The sequence below is a fragment of the Roseovarius sp. MBR-154 genome (genome assembly GCF_053628595.1).
Genome location: NZ_JBRJGR010000003.1, coordinates 96,750 through 112,941 on the forward strand (window position 1 = coordinate 96,750; position 16,192 = coordinate 112,941).

Here is a 16,192-nt window from a genome sequence, read left to right on the forward strand (position 1 = left end):
CCGCTCATTCGGCGGCGCGCGGGGGCGGTGCGGTCCGGGGGGCGCGGTCCCCTGGACCATGTGTTTCGCGGAAACGGGACACATAGGCGATGAGATCCGCCTTGCGCAACGGCTTGCTCAGAAACCCGTCCATCCCTGCCAGATGCGCGGCCTGGCGATGCTGGTCGAGCACATTGGCGGTCACCGCCACCACATGCGCGGCAGGCCAATCATGCGCGGCCTCATGGGTGCGGATGAGCCCGGTGGCCTGGTACCCGTCCATGCCAGGCATCGAGACATCCATGAGCACCAGATCGGCGCGCGCCGCGGCATAGGAGGCAACCGCGTCCGCACCGTTCGACGTCAGACGCAGGCTGGCACCCGCACCCGAGAAATACCGGTCGAGCAAGAGCCGGTTGGTAGCGTTGTCATCCACGGCGAGCACGTCTATCCCGTCTGCCCAGCCGGTCGGCACAGGGGGCGCACCGGTTTGCCCCTTTGCATGTCCGCTGTGGCACGCGGACTGGCTCGCCCCCCCCGCCTTGCCATCGAGACTCTGACGAACAGTTTCTATGAACAGGGTTTCGCGCCAGGGCTTGCGAAGTACAGTCACGTCCTTCTGATGCGAGGGCGGCTTGTCGGACATCAGGATCTGCGGTGTGCCGTTTGCCAAGGCATGATCTTCCGCCGCATCGTCGATGATCAGCAGGTCGGGGTTGCCGTCATTCGGCAGGGTCTCGGTCGTTCCGGCCTCGACCACGTGGGCACCAAGATGCGTCAGCACCCGGGCCATTCCCCCGCGCCGCCCCGCGAGTGGATCGACGAGCCAGATGACCGGGGCGGGGCCATCACTGCGCGCGAGCGGTGCAGCGCAGATACCGTCAGTGGGCCCCCCATCCGGAACCAGCGGCAGGACGATGTCAAAGCGCGTGCCATGACCTTCGAGGCTCTGCATGCCGATGTGGCCGCCCATGAGCGTCACGAGTTGACGACTGACCGCAAGCCCGAGACCGGTCCCGCCAAAACTGCGCGTGGCGCTGTTGTCGACCTGTTCGAACGGGGCAAAGACCTTGTCCTGCTGGTCCTCCGGAATGCCCACACCGGTATCGCAGACCGACAGCACGATCTCGCCGGGAGCACCGCGTGCGACCTCGATCGCAACATGACCGTCGAGGGTGAACTTGACTGCGTTTCCCGCGACATTCACAAGGATCTGACGCAGCCTTCCGGAATCGCCCAGCATCACATCGGGCAGGTCGGGCGAGACCTGTGCATAGATCGCTATTCCCTTGCGCGTGGCGAGCGGCGCGAGGAGTTGGGTGACATCCTCGACGATGTCGCGCAGGCGGTAAGGCTCCTGCGCCAGGGTAAGCTTGCCGGCCTCGATCTTGGAAAAGTCGAGAATGTCGTTGATGATCGTCAAGAGCGCATCGCCCGAGCGGGTGATCGTGCGCAGATAGCTGCCCTGCTCCTGGCTGAGTTCGGTCTCGGCTAGCACGTCGGCCATTCCGATGATTCCATTCATCGGGGTGCGGATTTCATGGCTCATCTTGGCTAGAAAGTCGGATTTGGCCTCATTCGCGGCGATGGCGATCTCACGGGCCTTTTCCAGCCGTCCGATGAGATGCCGCAGCGGTCGGCCCACGATCACACGGAACGAGACCCAATTGGCGATCGCCGCGATCAGGATGCCCCCGGCCAGCAGCAGCAGCAGGAAATCGCGCTGATAGCGCTCGACGGTGGCGATCTCGCGCTCGTCAAAGCGCGTCACCAGCTCTGTGATCGGCCAGGAATAGACCTCATAGGGCAGCGCCAGCGCGCCTTCCGCCCCCTTGCAGCCCAGCCCCTGCGGCACCATGGCAAGGATGTCGCCGCGTTCGGGGTCGCGCAGCTGCACGCAGCGGATCGCGGGGTCGCCCAGCAGGGTCTGCATAAGGTCGGTGACATGCGGGTTTTGCCAATCGACCGGGTCAGTGCCCTGATCGCTGAACCGCTCGAGGGCGCCGCCCAGACGAGCGGTGGCATTGCCGATGCGCATCGCCATCGCCTCTTCGCTGCGCAGCAGGTTTTTTTCGCTCAGCCACAAGAGGCCCGAGGCAGCGAAGAACAGGAAGGTCGGGACCATCACGGCTGTCAGCCGCAGGTAAAGCCCGAGGGTGGGCGTGCGCGGATCTGCGTGCTCGGCAATGCGCATCGGGTCAGTCAAGCCGTGTCGCCCGGCCCGCCTCCATCAACGCGTGGAGCGGAGCGCGGTTGTTGATTTCGGTTCGAATCACAGCGAAGCGACCGTCGCTCTCGGTCAGATAGTAGTCGACCAGCGCCTCGGTGCCGCTCTCTGTGACCAGGGTGGCGCACATCACATAGATCTCATCCATACGCAGGATGATCTCGTGGTTTTCGGTTGGGTAATATCGGGTCACGGCACCGGTTTGCAGATCCACATGCGGCAAGGCACCGGCCAGCATGGATCGGCCTAGGTTGCGCTGCAACGCCGCCTGCAACTGGGTGCGCAGTTTCGTCAGTGATTGCGCCTCAGCAGGCAGCGCGGCGCAAACCGCAAGCGCGAGAAGCGCAAAACTAGCCAGTCGTTTCATCATGGTCGGTTCTCCAATCCTCAACGCGCCTCCATCAAGCTGGCAAAGCCTTACCAAGCCGTTTAGCGTCCTCGAATTCTGGATCACAAATTCGTGATTCCGTGGGACGCATTACGTGCTTGTGACTTGTCACCGGTCATGTCGGGCCCCATCTTTCCGTCAGCTCAAAAGGAATTCTCACATGCGATATGGTCTTTGTGCGATCGCCTACTTCATGCTCTTCGCAGCCTCTGGCGCAATGGCCTGCGGCCCCGATACGGATTGTCTGATCGGCGACCGGCATTACCGGATCGCGCTGCCCGAGGGGCAGGATCAGGACCCGGTCGGCGCGATCATATACGCGCATGGTTATCGCGGATCGGCGGAGGCGGTGATGCGCAACGCCAACTTGCGGCGCGTAGTGGCAGATATGGGACTGGCGCTCATCGCGCTCAAATCCGCCGATGACGACTGGGTCATACCCTTTTCCCCCAGCCATATGGAGGCCGATGGGTCGGTCGAATACCGCTATGTCGAGGCGGTGATCGAGGATGCGTCGGATCGCTTTTCGCTTGATACGACGCGCCTCATGGCGGCAGGGTTCTCGGCGGGCGGGATGATGGTATGGAACCTCGCCTGCACCATGCCCGAGCGTTTCGCGGGCTTTGCCGCTATTGCCGGAACCTTCTGGAAGGGGCCGCCGGACAGCTGCGAAACCCCGGCCGCAAGCCTCGTGCATATCCACGGGCGCAGCGACCCGACCGTGCCACTTGACGGCCGCCCCATCCGCGAGACCCGGCAGGGCAAGGTCTCGGAGTCGATGAACATGTATGAACGGCTCGGCGGCTTCAGCCCCGACGGCACGCATAGTTTCGAGGATCTCGACTGCCAGAGCCGTCGCAATCCGCGCGGCGAGGTGCTCGACCTTTGCCTCCATCCAGGCGGGCATTCCTTCCGCAGCAGCTACGTTAAATTCGCCTGGGAGCGACTGCACGAGGCGGGCCAGCTCTGACCCGCCTCTGAATCTGTCCCGGTTTCTTCTTGGCAGAAATACTCCGGGGGTCCGGGGGCAGCGCCCCCGGCAGGTCGGATGGCGTCAGCCATTCGAAATCGGGTCGCCTCACTCCCACCAGCGGTCTATTGTGGCGATGTCGTCGTCCGACCAGCCGAGGTGATGGGCAAACTCATGCACCACGACATGGGTCACCAGATTTTCCAGGCTCACATCGCCCCGGTCGCGCCATTCCGCCAGGATCGGCGCGCGAAACAGCCAGACCGTATCGGGCCCAAGCGGCTGGTCGAAGCTGGATTTCTCGGTGAGCGGTATGCCTTCGTAAAGCCCGGTCAGAACGAGCGGGTCGTTGATCTCCATCTCTGCGAGGATATGCGTCGGCGGCCACTCGGTGACGATCAGCGTCACGTCGCAAGTCGCGCGTCTGAACGCTTCGGGCAACTGGGCGAGGGCATTGCGGGCGATGTCTTCGATCTCCGCAAGGGTGGGTGCCGGGTCTTTCATCCCGGCGATATGGGGCGCGGGGGCGGGAAAGTAAATCCGCCCCCGTTCGGATGTCAAAGCATCAGCTGATAGCTGGTCGGCTCGTAGACGAAGCCGTCACCCTTGGCCGAGACATAGCCGGTGCCGGGCCAAGGCATGTGATAGCCGACGAAGGGGATCTTGTCGGCGGCCAGCATGCCGAGCAGGCGGCGGCGTGTTTCGGCGGCCTTGGCCTTGTCCATGTCGAACTTGACCTCCCAATCGGGATATCCCAGCGACCAGACATAGTGATTGGCGAAATCCGCCGCGATCAGAAGCTGGCTGCCGCCGCTCTCGATCATGTAGGCCGTGTGGCCGGGCGTGTGGCCATGCGCCGCCATCGCGGTGATGCCCGAAGCGACGCTCGCCCCGTCGCCGATCATCTCGGTCTGTTCGGCCAGCGGGCGCATCTTGGCGTCGAAGGTCTGATTGTCCATCGCCGCCCAGGCGTCGAATTCGGTGCTCGCGGTCACGTAGCGGGCATTGGCGAAGGTCGCGCCACCATCGCCCATCAGCCCGCCGATATGGTCGCCATGCATATGGGTGATCACCACCACATCGACCTGATCGGGCGAGTAGCCTGCCGCCTCCAGCGCGGAGGTGATGCCCTCGGGGTTGAGCCCGGTATCGAAGAGGACCAGTTCGCTGCCTGTATTCACCACCGTGGGGGTGAAGAAGAACTGCGCCTGATCGGTGGGGATGTTGGCCGCGGCGGATACTTCGTCGAAGGTTGCCTTGTCCACGTTGAGCCCGAAGATCGAATGCGGGTCGGGGCGCGGCGTGGTGGCGGCCAGAAGCGTCGTGACTTCGAAGTCGCCAAGCGTCACGCGGTTGAAGCGCGTGGTGCCTGCGCCCATCATCGGCGCAGTGGCGCGCGCGGATGTGGCGGCGACAGCGGCCAGCGGCAGGGCTGCGGCCGAGCCCAGAACAGCGCGGCGGGTAAGTGTGGTGCGGGACATGTGAACCTCCTGTTTCGTTATTCCTCGCAAACAATAGCGTAGTTGCATGTAGCACGATTGACGGTCACGCAAATTTGAGAACGGGACACCTGCGCACTTGCCCCTTTCGACGCGACCCGCAGAACGGTTAGCATGGGGCCATGTTGTCCCTGTTCCGGAACCACGATTATGCCCGCCTGTTCGCAGCACAGGTCGTGGCGCTCGTGGGCTCGGGGCTGCTGACCGTGGCGCTCGGCCTTCTGGCCTATGATTTCGCGGGGGATCGCGCAGGGCTGGTGCTGGGCACGGCCTATACGATCAAGATGGTGGCCTATGTGGGGCTCTCTCCCGTCGCGCAGGCGGTGGTGCAGCGGCTGCCGCGCAAAGCAGTGCTGATCGGGGCCGATCTGATCCGGGCAGCGGTGGCGCTTTGCCTGCCCTTTGTCAGCGATCTTTGGCAGGTCTACGGGCTGATCTTCGTGTTGCAGGCGGCGTCGGCCACCTTCACCCCGGCCTATCAGGCGGTGCTGCCCGATGTGCTGCCGGACGAGCGTGACTATACCCGAGCGCTGTCGCTGTCGCGCATCGCTTATGACCTGGAGAACCTGACAAGCCCGGCATTGGCCGGTCTCTTGCTGACGGTGATGAGCTATCACTTGCTGTTTCTGGGCACGGTGGCGGGGTTTGTCGGGTCCACCATTCTGGTGGCGGTGTCGGTGATCCCCGCCCTGCGCGGCACGGCGGCGGCGCGCCCGTTCCGCGAGCGTCTGTCGCGGGGGCTGCGCATCTATCTGGCGACGCCACGCCTGCGCGGGCTCTTGGCACTCAACCTCGCGGCCGCCTCGGTCGGGGCGTTTGTGCTGGTCAATACGGTGGTGCTGGTGCGCGGCGATTATGGCGCGGGCGAGACCGGTCTGGCGATTGCGATGGCGGCCTTTGGCGCGGGTTCGATGGCGGCGGCGCTGATCCTGCCAAGATTGCTTGATCATCTGTCGGACCGGCGGGTGATGGTGGCGGGCGCGCAGAGCCTGATCTTGGTGGCGCTGCTGATCGGTGCGACGCTCTGGCTTGACGGTTTGCCCGGCTGGGGCGTGTTCCTGCTGGTCTGGGGGATGATCGGGTTTCTCTATTCAACCATCCTTACGCCCTCGGGTCGGCTGTTGCGGCGCTCGGCCCATGCCGAGGACCGCCCGGCGGTCTTTGCCGCGCAATTCGCGCTCAGCCATGCCTGCTGGCTGGTCACTTATCCCCTGGCCGGTTGGTCGGGGCAGGCGATCGGGATGGGGCCAGCCTTGATGTTGCTCGCAGGCGTGGCGGTGGTTGGGCTGGCTCTGGCGTCACGACTCTGGCCCGCCGGTCTGCCTGAGGCACCTGAGCACGAACATCCGGACCTGCCCGAGGATCACCCGCATCTGCGCGCCCATGGCGGGCGGCGGCACGCGCATCCGCTAGTGATCGACGACGAGCATCACGCCTGGCCCACCCACGGCTAGAGCCGCCGCAATCTGGACAATCGCCCGCGTCTGTGACAAAGCCCGCGCGACAGTCAGGAGACGCCCATGACCACCACCCGTTTCGCCCCGTCACCCACCGGATACATCCATGTGGGCAACCTGCGCACCGCGCTGATGAACTACATGATCGCCGCCAAGGCGGGCGGCACCTTCATCCTGCGCATCGACGATACCGATCCGGAGCGTTCCAAGCAGGAATATGTGGACGCGATCAAGTACGATCTCGAATGGCTGGGCCTGCATTGGGACCGTGTCGAGCGGCAGTCCGAACGGCTTGACCGCTATGCCGAGGCGGCAGAGCGGCTGCGCGATATGGGCCGGTTCTATGAGGCGTTCGAGACGCCGACGGAGCTTGATCTCAAGCGCAAGAAGCAGCTCAACATGGGCCGTCCGCCGGTCTATGACCGCGCGGCCCTGAGCCTCACGGAAGAGGAGCGTGCGGCCCTGCGCGCGGAGCGTGGCAATGGCGTGTGGCGCTTCAAGCTTAATCAGGAGCGGATCATCTGGCAGGACGGCATCTTGGGCGAGATTTCCATCGATGCGGCCTCGGTCTCGGACCCGGTGCTCATTCGCGGCGACGGGCAGGTGCTCTATACCTTGGCCTCGGTTGTCGATGACGTGGAGATGGGCGTCACTCATGTGGTGCGCGGCTCGGACCATGTGACCAATACGGCGACGCAGATCCAGATCATCGAGGCGCTTGGCGGCACGTCGCCGCATTTCGCGCATCACTCGCTTTTGACCGGTCCGCAGGGCGAGGCCTTGTCCAAGCGTCTTGGCACCCTTTCCTTGCGGGATCTGCGCGCGCGCGGGGTGGAGCCGATGGCGCTCCTGAGCCTGATGGCTCGGCTCGGCTCTGCCGATCCGGTGGAGTTGCGCAGCGACATGGCCGAGTTGATCGAAGGGTTCGACATCGAGAGGTTCGGTGCAGCCCCGACCAAATTCGACGAGAACGATCTCTTTCCGCTGACCGCCCGGATCATCGCCGCGCGCCCCTATGAGGCGGTGGCCGGGACGATCGCAGCGCTTGGCGTGCCCGACGATCTTGGCCCGCAATTCTGGGAGGTCACGCGCGAGAACATCACCACGCTCAATGATCTGGACGCATGGTGGGCGATGTTCCGCGACGGGGCCGATCCAGTGATCGACGAGGAGGACCGCGGCTTCATCGCCGAGGCGATGGCGCTCCTCCCCGAGGGTCCGCATGACAACGAGACCTGGGGCAAATGGACCGCCGTGGTCAAGGAGGCGACGGGGCGCAAGGGCAAGGGCCTCTTCATGCCGCTGCGTCTGGCATTGACCGGTCAGGCGCGCGGACCGGAGATGGCGAAGGTTCTACCGCTCCTGCAGGTGATCAAGGCAAGGAACTAATCCCGCCCGGTGGCTCGCGCAGGCGCTCGCGTTCGCTTTCGAGGGTCAGGGCCGCGTCGGCATATTTCAAAGCACGCGCGGACATGTCGCGCGCAGCGTCGGCAAGCGCGGTATCCGGCGCATCCGCGATCCGCCGGAGCGCGTCGCGCAGGCGCAAGCCCACCTCGATCTGCCCGGCCCCGTCGCGCGCCGCCCCGGCAAAGGCATTCTCGATCATCGCCTGGCGCGAGGTGTCGGGCAGAAAGACGCGTGAAAAAAGCGGCTCGTTCTCGCCGGGGACCGCATGCGCCCAGTCAAGCAGCAGTTTTTCCTGCCGACAGATCACCGCGATCGCCGTGCCCGGATCGTTGATCCCGGGCGAGAGTGCGCGCGAAGCCGTCTCGGACAGCACCAGCAACCCGTAGGAGGCATCCTGCTCGAACGTGCGATGCCGACCGATGGTGTAGCGCCGCGCGATGGTTTCGGTCTCGTCGTTCGGCAGGCCCGTGACATGGCCAATGGTCTGCCCTTCGATCACATAGTCGCCGGGACGCGCTTGGAGATAGACGCGCGTCTGGTCGGATTTCAGCCGTTCGCTGATGCCCGGCATGTCGATGAATTGCACATAGCCTGTGGCGGTGGCCTTTATGGGCGACGCCCGCGCGGGAATGACCATGTCCTTTGTCATCACCACTGCGCCCAGTGACGGCAGATTGTTGCTGCGGATCAGGCAGGTGCGCGCGGAGGCCTCGGTCGCGGCAAGCGTGGCGTCCATGCTGCCGAGATCGCTGAGATGATGAATCCAGCGCAAGAGCGCCAGCACGACCAGCACCACGACTGCCACGGTGAAGCCCAGAACCAGCACGCTCGAGCCTTCGGGATAGACGTTCGACTTGATCAGGATAATCGCGCTCAGCGCATAAACGAAAGCCCCGATAAAGACCGCCAAAGCCGTATGGGTGGTGGTATCGGCCAGAAGGATTCTGTGCACGCGTGGTGTGGCCTGCTGCGCCGCCGCGTTATGCGCGGTCACCATGACGTTGAGCGAGAAGGTGCTGACCGCGAGCATGCCGGAGGCCAGGATCGAGAGGATCGGCATCACCGAGGCGGTGGTGAAGCGGTCTTTCATCGCGGCGGGGATCTGGTCTTCGAAAAGGATGGAGACGGCGGCCACAAGCACGGCGAGCAGGGCAAAGAGGCTGACCCTCAACCACAGCTTGCGGCTGAACCGCAACAGGGTCATTGCCCAGGTCGAAAGAAAACTGAACCTCACCGCGAGTGCCCCCCGTTGCCGATATGCTCGGCTATAGTGGCGCGCCTGCCGGGGCCGGTCCAGGCGGGAACGTGCGTCATTCGCAGGCCACGATGATCGACGGGCCGAGCCGCGCCAGATGCATGTCGGTCAGATCGCGCTCCTCGCCGCTCAGCGTCTGATGGCGCGGATACCGCGGCGCGGCGCGGTCATCGAGAATGGCGGCGTCCCAGCCATGGGTGGTGTCGAAGAACCGCGCCACCCCGGCTTCGCCGAATTCGCGCAGATAGCCCTGCACCACCACATCGACATAGCTGAGCAGGATGGGATGCGCTTGTGTCGGTGCGCCGTGATGGCCGTCGGGGATGGTATAGACCGCGATCTCGGGCGCATGCGGCAGGGCGTGGCGTACCTGATGCGAGGCGGGGGCGCGGATATAGGCCGCCTCGCGCGCGTCGAGCGCGGGCCAGTCCGCCCCTGGCACCGGCGCAATCAGCCCGTCGATCTCGGCCCCCTCGTCTGGCACCACCGTGAGATAGGCCACGGGCCGCAGATCGGTATGCCGCCAGATGCGCCGCCAGCCCCTGAGATGCGCGGTCTGCGCGCCCTCGAATACATGGGTCGCGCGGTTCACAAGGCTGCCATAGCCGAAGAAATATGCATCCTGCATGAAGGTTTTGCCGCTCCTTTGATCTGAATCATGGTTTCTCGTTAGTCTCGGGGCAATCCTCGCGGAGTTCAAGCAAGGGAGCCGGACACCATGCGGATCACCAAACGCACCAATATCGCCATCCGCCTGCTCATGTTCTGCGCGGCCAACGAGGGGCGTCTGGTCACCAAATCCGAGATCGCCGAGCGTTGCAACACCTCTGAGAGCCATCTGGCGCAGATCATCAACAAGCTGGGTCAACTGGGATTTCTGCACACGCAGCGCGGGCGCACTGGCGGTGTGACACTTGGCCGCCCGATGTCGGAGATCCGGGTGGGCGAGGTGTTTCGTCGGCTGGAGGAAAATACCCCCGTCGCGGAATGCTTTGCCGATGTGGACAATACCTGTCCTCTGACCTCGGCCTGCCGCTTGCGCGTTGCCCTCGTGGACGCGGTTGAGGCGTTTTATGCCCATCTTGACGAGGTGACGCTCGACGCGCTGGTCTGCGACAACGAGGCGCTTTTCACGATCTTTTCAGCGGTGCCCTGCATGAAACGGACTTGAAGGCCTGCGCGCGGTATACTAGCGTGCACGCTGACTGGACAGGGAGAACTGGCGCGTGCCAGTGCCGAAGGAGCAACCGCCCCGGAAACTCTCAGGCAAAAGGGACCTGCCCCGTCAAATGAACTCTGGAGAGACCCGGCTGCGACATGCGGGGCGCCGAAGGGATAGCGATCTCAGGCGAAAGGACAGAGGGGGCATCGCGGCGCAGCCTGTGGGCTTGCGTCTTGTCGGTGCCGGAGCGATCAGCACATGATCCGGCCCGGATGGATAGGGAAGGACGCTGATGGCCGATATGGAGATCACACCGCTCAACGCGCTGCACCGTGACTTGGGGGCCAAAATGGTGCCCTTTGCGGGCTATGACATGCCGGTGCAATATCCCATGGGCGTGATGAAGGAGCATCTGCATTGCCGCGCCAAGGCGGGGCTGTTTGATGTGAGCCACATGGGGCAGGTGATCCTGCGCGCGCCCGGCGGCTATGCAGAGGTCGCCCGCGCGATGGAGGCGCTGGTGCCCGTCGATCTGCTGGGTCTGGGCGTGATGCGGCAGCGTTACGGTTTCTTCACCAATGACGCAGGCGGTATTCTGGACGATCTGATGCTGGCCAATCGCGGCGATCACATGGTCGTCGTGGTCAATGCCGCCTGCACGACCGAGGATATCGCGCATATGCGGGCCTGGCTTTCGGGCGTCGAGGTCGAGGCGATCACCGACCGTGCGCTGCTTGCATTGCAAGGCCCCGCCGCCGAGGGCGTGCTGGCGGAACTGGTGCCGGGCGTGGCGCAGATGCGCTTCATGGATGTGGGCATTTTCGACAGCGGTTTCGGAGACCTGTGGATCTCGCGCTCGGGCTATACCGGTGAAGATGGCTATGAGGTTTCCGTGACCGAGGATCAGGCCGAACCGCTTGCCCGCGCCCTGCTTGCGCATGAGGCGGTGGAGCCCATCGGCCTTGGGGCGCGCGACAGCCTGCGGCTGGAGGCGGGGCTGTGCCTTTACGGGCACGACATCGACACCACCACCAGCCCGGTCGAGGCGAGCCTGAACTGGGCCATCCAGAAGGTGCGTCGGGCGGGCGGCGACCGGGCCGGGGGCTTTCCGGGTGCCGCGCGCATTCTGGATGAGCTGCAGAACGGTGCAGCCCGCGCCCGCGTTGGCCTGCGCCCCGAGGGTCGCGCGCCGATGCGCGAAGGCACGCCGCTTTTCGCCGCAGCCGAGGGGGGCGAACCGGTGGGCCATGTCACCTCTGGCGCGTTCGGACCAACGATCGAAGGGCCGATGTCGATGGGCTACGTGCCCGTCCAAATGGCCGCCGAGGGAACCGAGCTTTTCGGGGAGCTGCGTGGCAAGCGCCTTCCTGTCCGGGTGGCCCGGCTGCCCTTCACCCCCGCCAATTTCAAACGCTGAATCAGCATCAGGGAGCACAACATGAAATTCACCGAAGAACACGAATGGCTGCGCGAAGAAGACGATGTCGTGGTCGTGGGCATAACCGAGCATGCCAGCGAACAGCTGGGCGATGTGGTTTTTGTCGAACTGCCCGAGGTCGGCAAGGTTGTCACCAAGGACGACGAGATCGTGGTGATCGAGAGCGTCAAGGCGGCCTCGGACATCCTCGCCCCCATCGACGGCGAGATCGTGGAGGTGAACGAGGTGCTCACCGACGAGCCCGGCAAGGTCAATGACGATCCGATGGGCGATGCGTGGTTCTTCAAGATCAAGCCCTCAGACCCGAGCCAGATGGACGACCTGATGGATGAGGCCGCCTACCGGGCTTATATTGGTTGAGGGTCTGCCTTCGGCGAGAGTATTTTCGGAAAGATGAACCAGGGGGTCGGCGCCTGCCGCCTCCGGATGCGATGAGGACACCGCCATGCCGTTCAAAGCGACCGACTATCTGCCCTATGATTTCGCCAATCGCCGTCATATCGGCCCCTCGCCCGAGGAAATGGCGGAGATGTTCAACGTGCTGGGTGTCGACAGCCTCGACGCGCTGATCGACGAGACGGTGCCAAAATCAATTCGACAGGAGGCCCCACTCGATTTCGGCAAGCCCAAGTCGGAAAGCGAATTGCTGCATCACATGTGGCAGACCGCATCCAAGAACAAGGTGCTGACCTCGCTCATTGGGCAAGGCTATCATGGCACGGTCACGCCGCCCGCGATCCAGCGCAATATCTTCGAGAACCCGGCCTGGTACACCGCCTACACGCCCTATCAGCCCGAGATCAGCCAGGGGCGGCTGGAGGCGCTGTTGAATTTCCAGACCATGGTCAGTGACCTGACCGGGCTGGAGATTGCCAATGCCTCGCTTCTCGACGAGGCGACGGCGGCGGCCGAGGCGATGACCATGGCGCAGCGCGTGGCCAAGTCGAAGGCGCGGGCGTTCTTTGTCGATGAGAACTGTCATCCGCAGAATATCGCCGTGATGCGGACCCGCGCCGCGCCTATGGATATCGAGGTGATCGTAGGCGCGCCCGAGGCGATGCAGGCCGACAAGGTGTTCGGCGCGATCTTCCAGTATCCCGGCACGCACGGGTATCTGCGCGATTTCAGCGCTGAGATCGCGGCATTGCATGAGCAAAGCGCCATCGGCATCGTGATTGCCGATCCATTGGCGCTGACGCTTCTCAAAGAGCCGGGGGCCATGGGCGCCGATATCGCCGTAGGATCTACACAGCGGTTCGGCGTGCCGGTGGGCTATGGCGGCCCGCATGCCGCCTATATGGCCACCAAGGATGCCTATAAGCGCGCCCTGCCGGGGCGGATCGTGGGGGTGAGTGTGGACAGCCACGGCAACCGTGCCTACCGCCTCAGCCTTCAAACCCGCGAGCAGCATATCCGCCGCGAGAAGGCCACCTCGAATGTCTGCACCGCGCAGGCGCTCTTGGCGGTCATGGCGTCAATGTATGCGGTGTTTCACGGCCCCAAGGGGCTGCGCGCCATCGCTCAGCGCATCCACCGCAAGACGGTGCGTCTGGCCAAGGGGCTGGAGGCGGCGGGCTTTCATGTGGAGCCGGGCGATTTCTTTGACACGATCACGGTCGATGTGGGGCTCTTGCAGCGTGGCGTGCTGCAATCGGCGGTGCGCGAGGGTGTGAACCTGCGCCGCGTGGGCGACACCAAGATAGGCATCACGCTTGATGAACGCACCCGCACCGCGACCGTGGAGGCGGTCTGGCGCGCCTTTGGCATCATCATGGAGGACAGCGATTTCACGCATGAGTATCGCATCCCCGAGGCGTTGCAGCGAGAGAGCGCGTATCTCACCCATCCGGTCTTTCACATGAACCGGGCCGAGACCGAGATGATGCGCTACATGCGCCGTCTGGCGGATCGTGATCTGGCGCTGGATCGCGCGATGATCCCGCTTGGGTCCTGCACGATGAAGCTCAATTCTGCCGCCGAGATGATGCCGGTCAGTTGGCGCGAATTCTCGCTCTTGCATCCCTTTGTGCCCGCCGATCAGGCGCTTGGCTATAAGGAGATGATCGACGATCTGAGCACCAAGCTCTGTGACATCACCGGCTATGCCGCGATTTCGATGCAGCCCAATTCCGGCGCGCAGGGCGAATATGCGGGGCTCCTGACGATTTCCGCGTATCATCGGGCGAATGGCGAGGGGCATCGCAAGGTTTGCCTCATCCCGGTTAGCGCCCACGGCACCAACCCGGCAAGCGCGCATATGGTGGGCTGGGATGTGGTCGTGGTGAAATCCGCCGAGAACGGCGATATCGACGTGGAGGATTTTCGCGCCAAGGCCGAAAAGCATTCCGAGAACCTCGCCGGCTGCATGATCACCTATCCCTCAACCCACGGCGTGTTCGAGGAGACGGTGCGCGAGGTCTGCGACATCACCCACAAACATGGCGGGCAGGTCTATATCGACGGGGCCAACATGAACGCCATGGTGGGGCTTGCACGGCCCGGTGACGTGGGCGGCGACGTGAGCCATCTCAACTTGCACAAGACCTTCTGCATCCCGCATGGCGGCGGCGGGCCCGGCATGGGACCGATTGGCGTCAAGGCGCATCTGGTGCCGCATCTGCCGGGCCATCCGGCGACGGGCGGCGAACAGGGCCCGGTCAGTGCCGCGCCCTATGGCTCGCCCTCGCTGTTGCCTATTTCATGGGCCTATTGCCTGATGATGGGTGGCGCGGGCCTCACGCAGGCGACGCGGGTGGCGATCCTCAATGCCAATTACATCGCCAAGCGGTTGGAGGGGGCCTATGACGTGCTCTACAAGGGGCCGACGGGCCGGGTGGCGCATGAATGCATCCTCGATACGCGCCCGTTCGAGAAGAGCGCGGGCGTCACCGTGGACGATATCGCCAAGCGGCTGATGGATTGCGGCTTTCACGCGCCCACGATGAGCTTTCCGGTGCCCGGCACGCTGATGGTGGAGCCCACGGAGAGCGAGACCAAGACCGAGTTGGACCGGTTCGTTGACGCGATGCTGGCGATCCGGCAGGAGATCCGCGACATCGAGGAGGGGCGGATGGATGCCGAGAACAACCCGCTCAAGAACGCGCCGCATACGATGGAGGATCTCATTCGCGAGTGGGACCGGCCCTATAGCCGCGAACAGGGCTGTTTCCCGCCGGGGGCCTTCCGGGTGGACAAGTACTGGCCGCCGGTCAACCGTGTGGACAATGTCTATGGCGACCGGCACCTGATCTGCACCTGCCCGCCGCTCGAGGACTATGCGGAGGCGGCGGAGTAGGGGGCTGTCCGGAGACTGCAAGCGAAATTCCGCAAGACGAAGACGTATTTTTACCTTTCCTTCACCTCGACCCGGTGGTGTACTTTTGTTGCAATCCATTGCAGCAGAAGGAGGTGATCAGGCTGAATGAAAGCAATTTTCGAAAATGGATGATCTTTCTGGCAGCGGGAACGCTGTTGGTCACGGTCATCCGGCTTTTGACGGGGCTTTGAGTTCCTGAAAAAGAAGACCCTGCGGAGTTGGCCCTCCGCAGGGTCACGTTTTCGGTGCTCAGACTGAAAACAACTTTCGAATAGTCGGTATATTGCCGTTTCCTTAGCAAAAAGTAAAGTGCGACCCGCGCCAAAAGAAAACGCCGCCCCGGAGGACGGCGTGATCTGTAGTCGTCGTGCCCGTGGTTTCAGAAGCCGAGGCCGGCATACTTGTTCTTGAACTTCGACACTCGACCGCCGGTGTCCATCAAGCGCGAGGAGCCGCCGGTCCAGGCCGGGTGCACCGACGGGTCGATGTCGAGCGAGAGCGTATCGCCCTCGGCCCCGTAGGTCGACCGCATCTGAACGATGGTGCCGTCGGTCATCTTGACGTCAATGAGGTGATAATCGGGATGGATGTCTGTTTTCATCTTGCCAGTCCTTACGCCGACTTGCCCTTGAGGGGCTTGTAATGGGTGTCTTCCGCGATACGGGCCGATTTGCCACGGCGCGCGCGCAGGTAGTAGAGCTTGGCGCGGCGGACGCGGCCACGGCGCACCACCTCGATATGCTCGATATTGGTCGAATAAAGCGGGAACATGCGCTCCACGCCTTCGCCAAAGGAAATCTTGCGGACCGTGAACGAGCCTGCGATGCCCTTGCCGTTGTTGCGGCTGATGCAGACGCCTTCGAAGTTCTGCACACGGGTGCGGGTGCCTTCGGTCACCTTGTAGCCGACACGGATCGTGTCGCCGGCCTTGAAATCGGGAATGGTCTTCCCGAGCGAGGCGATCTGTTCCGCCTCCAACTGAGCGATAATGTCCATCGCTATTCTCCTGATATGCCTGCGGTTTTTTCCGCAAAGCTGTTGTGCGTCCCTCAGAGCTCTTGGTCTTCTTCCGGGTCCGCATGTGCGCCCGCCAG

Annotated in this window: 15 protein-coding genes and 1 riboswitch; of the genes, 7 read left to right on the plus strand and 8 right to left on the minus strand. The window is 63.7% G+C overall.

Annotation, left to right across the window (positions count from 1 at the left end; translation table 11 throughout):
* Positions 1-4: 4 nt before the first annotated feature.
* Positions 5-2,173 carry an ATP-binding protein gene (locus tag ACSSV4_RS05430; RefSeq protein ID WP_454273975.1) on the minus strand — a complete coding sequence of 723 codons (2,169 nt, stop codon included), beginning with the start codon at positions 2,171-2,173 and terminating at the stop codon, positions 5-7.
* 4 nt (positions 2,174-2,177) lie between these two features.
* Positions 2,178-2,576 (minus strand): hypothetical protein, encoded by a 399-nt coding sequence (locus ACSSV4_RS05435; protein WP_454273976.1) that lies wholly within the window; start codon positions 2,574-2,576, stop codon positions 2,178-2,180.
* 178 nt (positions 2,577-2,754) lie between these two features.
* Between ACSSV4_RS05435 and ACSSV4_RS05440 the strand changes: the two genes are divergently transcribed.
* On the plus strand, positions 2,755-3,564 hold the full coding sequence (locus ACSSV4_RS05440) for an alpha/beta hydrolase family esterase (RefSeq protein WP_454273977.1): 810 nt from the start codon (positions 2,755-2,757) through the stop codon (positions 3,562-3,564).
* A 108-nt stretch (positions 3,565-3,672) separates the two neighbouring features.
* Here ACSSV4_RS05440 and ACSSV4_RS05445 read toward each other — a convergent pair whose 3' ends face one another.
* Positions 3,673-4,068, minus strand: a complete 396-nt coding sequence (locus ACSSV4_RS05445) for a metallopeptidase family protein (RefSeq protein ID WP_454273978.1) — start codon at positions 4,066-4,068, stop codon at positions 3,673-3,675.
* Positions 4,069-4,121: 53 nt separating this feature from the next.
* A complete protein-coding gene (locus ACSSV4_RS05450; protein WP_454273979.1) occupies positions 4,122-5,045 on the minus strand; it encodes an MBL fold metallo-hydrolase in 924 nt (307 codons plus the stop codon).
* Between the two features lie 140 nt (positions 5,046-5,185).
* Between ACSSV4_RS05450 and ACSSV4_RS05455 the strand changes: the two genes are divergently transcribed.
* Entirely contained in the window at positions 5,186-6,517 is a 1,332-nt protein-coding gene (locus tag ACSSV4_RS05455; RefSeq protein WP_454273980.1) for an MFS transporter, read from the plus strand.
* Between the two features lie 66 nt (positions 6,518-6,583).
* Entirely contained in the window at positions 6,584-7,909 is a 1,326-nt protein-coding gene (gltX, locus tag ACSSV4_RS05460; protein ID WP_454273981.1) for a glutamate--tRNA ligase, read from the plus strand.
* Here gltX and ACSSV4_RS05465 read toward each other — a convergent pair.
* Both ACSSV4_RS05465 and ACSSV4_RS05470 read right to left on the minus strand, forming a co-directional pair.
* On the minus strand, positions 7,893-9,131 hold the full coding sequence (locus ACSSV4_RS05465) for a DUF2254 domain-containing protein (RefSeq protein WP_454273982.1): 1,239 nt from the start codon (positions 9,129-9,131) through the stop codon (positions 7,893-7,895). The two genes, gltX and ACSSV4_RS05465, sit on opposite strands and share 17 nt — an antisense overlap.
* A 106-nt stretch (positions 9,132-9,237) precedes the next feature.
* Entirely contained in the window at positions 9,238-9,810 is a 573-nt protein-coding gene (locus tag ACSSV4_RS05470) for a gamma-glutamylcyclotransferase family protein (RefSeq protein ID WP_454273983.1), read from the minus strand.
* 90 nt (positions 9,811-9,900) lie between these two features.
* Between ACSSV4_RS05470 and ACSSV4_RS05475 the strand changes: the two genes are divergently transcribed.
* From ACSSV4_RS05475 to gcvP, 4 genes are all read left to right on the plus strand, one after another.
* On the plus strand, positions 9,901-10,353 hold the full coding sequence (locus tag ACSSV4_RS05475; protein WP_454273984.1) for an RrF2 family transcriptional regulator: 453 nt from the start codon (positions 9,901-9,903) through the stop codon (positions 10,351-10,353).
* Between the two features lie 30 nt (positions 10,354-10,383).
* Positions 10,384-10,471, plus strand: a riboswitch (glycine riboswitch).
* 165 nt (positions 10,472-10,636) lie between these two features.
* Positions 10,637-11,761, plus strand: a complete 1,125-nt coding sequence (gene gcvT, locus ACSSV4_RS05480; protein ID WP_454273985.1) for a glycine cleavage system aminomethyltransferase GcvT — start codon at positions 10,637-10,639, stop codon at positions 11,759-11,761.
* Between the two features lie 21 nt (positions 11,762-11,782).
* Positions 11,783-12,142, plus strand: coding sequence for a glycine cleavage system protein GcvH (gene gcvH, locus ACSSV4_RS05485; RefSeq protein ID WP_454273986.1), 360 nt, complete (start codon positions 11,783-11,785; stop codon positions 12,140-12,142).
* A gap of 85 nt (positions 12,143-12,227) precedes the next feature.
* Positions 12,228-15,077, plus strand: coding sequence for an aminomethyl-transferring glycine dehydrogenase (gcvP, locus tag ACSSV4_RS05490; protein ID WP_454273987.1), 2,850 nt, complete (start codon positions 12,228-12,230; stop codon positions 15,075-15,077).
* A 400-nt stretch (positions 15,078-15,477) separates the two neighbouring features.
* Here gcvP and rpmE read toward each other — a convergent pair whose 3' ends face one another.
* Both rpmE and rplS read right to left on the minus strand, forming a co-directional pair.
* On the minus strand, positions 15,478-15,699 hold the full coding sequence (gene rpmE, locus ACSSV4_RS05495; protein ID WP_454273988.1) for a 50S ribosomal protein L31: 222 nt from the start codon (positions 15,697-15,699) through the stop codon (positions 15,478-15,480).
* 11 nt (positions 15,700-15,710) lie between these two features.
* Positions 15,711-16,094, minus strand: coding sequence for a 50S ribosomal protein L19 (gene rplS, locus ACSSV4_RS05500; RefSeq protein ID WP_050661394.1), 384 nt, complete (start codon positions 16,092-16,094; stop codon positions 15,711-15,713).
* Between the last annotated feature and the right edge of the window lie 98 nt (positions 16,095-16,192).

Bases quoted from the DNA above. Each gene is read 5' to 3' on its own strand.
- ACSSV4_RS05475 (WP_454273984.1), top strand. From the start codon at position 9,901: ATGCGGATCACCAAACGCACCAATATCGCCATCCGCCTGCTCATGTTC.
- rpmE (WP_454273988.1), bottom strand. From the start codon at position 15,699: ATGAAAACAGACATCCATCCCGATTATCACCTCATTGACGTCAAGATG.
- gcvP (WP_454273987.1), top strand. From the start codon at position 12,228: ATGCCGTTCAAAGCGACCGACTATCTGCCCTATGATTTCGCCAATCGC.
- rplS (WP_050661394.1), bottom strand. From the start codon at position 16,094: ATGGACATTATCGCTCAGTTGGAGGCGGAACAGATCGCCTCGCTCGGG.
- ACSSV4_RS05430 (WP_454273975.1), bottom strand. From the start codon at position 2,173: ATGCGCATTGCCGAGCACGCAGATCCGCGCACGCCCACCCTCGGGCTT.
- ACSSV4_RS05465 (WP_454273982.1), bottom strand. From the start codon at position 9,131: ATGACCCTGTTGCGGTTCAGCCGCAAGCTGTGGTTGAGGGTCAGCCTC.
- gcvT (WP_454273985.1), top strand. From the start codon at position 10,637: ATGGCCGATATGGAGATCACACCGCTCAACGCGCTGCACCGTGACTTG.
- ACSSV4_RS05470 (WP_454273983.1), bottom strand. From the start codon at position 9,810: ATGCAGGATGCATATTTCTTCGGCTATGGCAGCCTTGTGAACCGCGCG.
- ACSSV4_RS05450 (WP_454273979.1), bottom strand. From the start codon at position 5,045: ATGTCCCGCACCACACTTACCCGCCGCGCTGTTCTGGGCTCGGCCGCA.
- gltX (WP_454273981.1), top strand. From the start codon at position 6,584: ATGACCACCACCCGTTTCGCCCCGTCACCCACCGGATACATCCATGTG.
- gcvH (WP_454273986.1), top strand. From the start codon at position 11,783: ATGAAATTCACCGAAGAACACGAATGGCTGCGCGAAGAAGACGATGTC.
- ACSSV4_RS05455 (WP_454273980.1), top strand. From the start codon at position 5,186: ATGTTGTCCCTGTTCCGGAACCACGATTATGCCCGCCTGTTCGCAGCA.
- ACSSV4_RS05440 (WP_454273977.1), top strand. From the start codon at position 2,755: ATGCGATATGGTCTTTGTGCGATCGCCTACTTCATGCTCTTCGCAGCC.
- ACSSV4_RS05435 (WP_454273976.1), bottom strand. From the start codon at position 2,576: ATGATGAAACGACTGGCTAGTTTTGCGCTTCTCGCGCTTGCGGTTTGC.
- ACSSV4_RS05445 (WP_454273978.1), bottom strand. From the start codon at position 4,068: ATGAAAGACCCGGCACCCACCCTTGCGGAGATCGAAGACATCGCCCGC.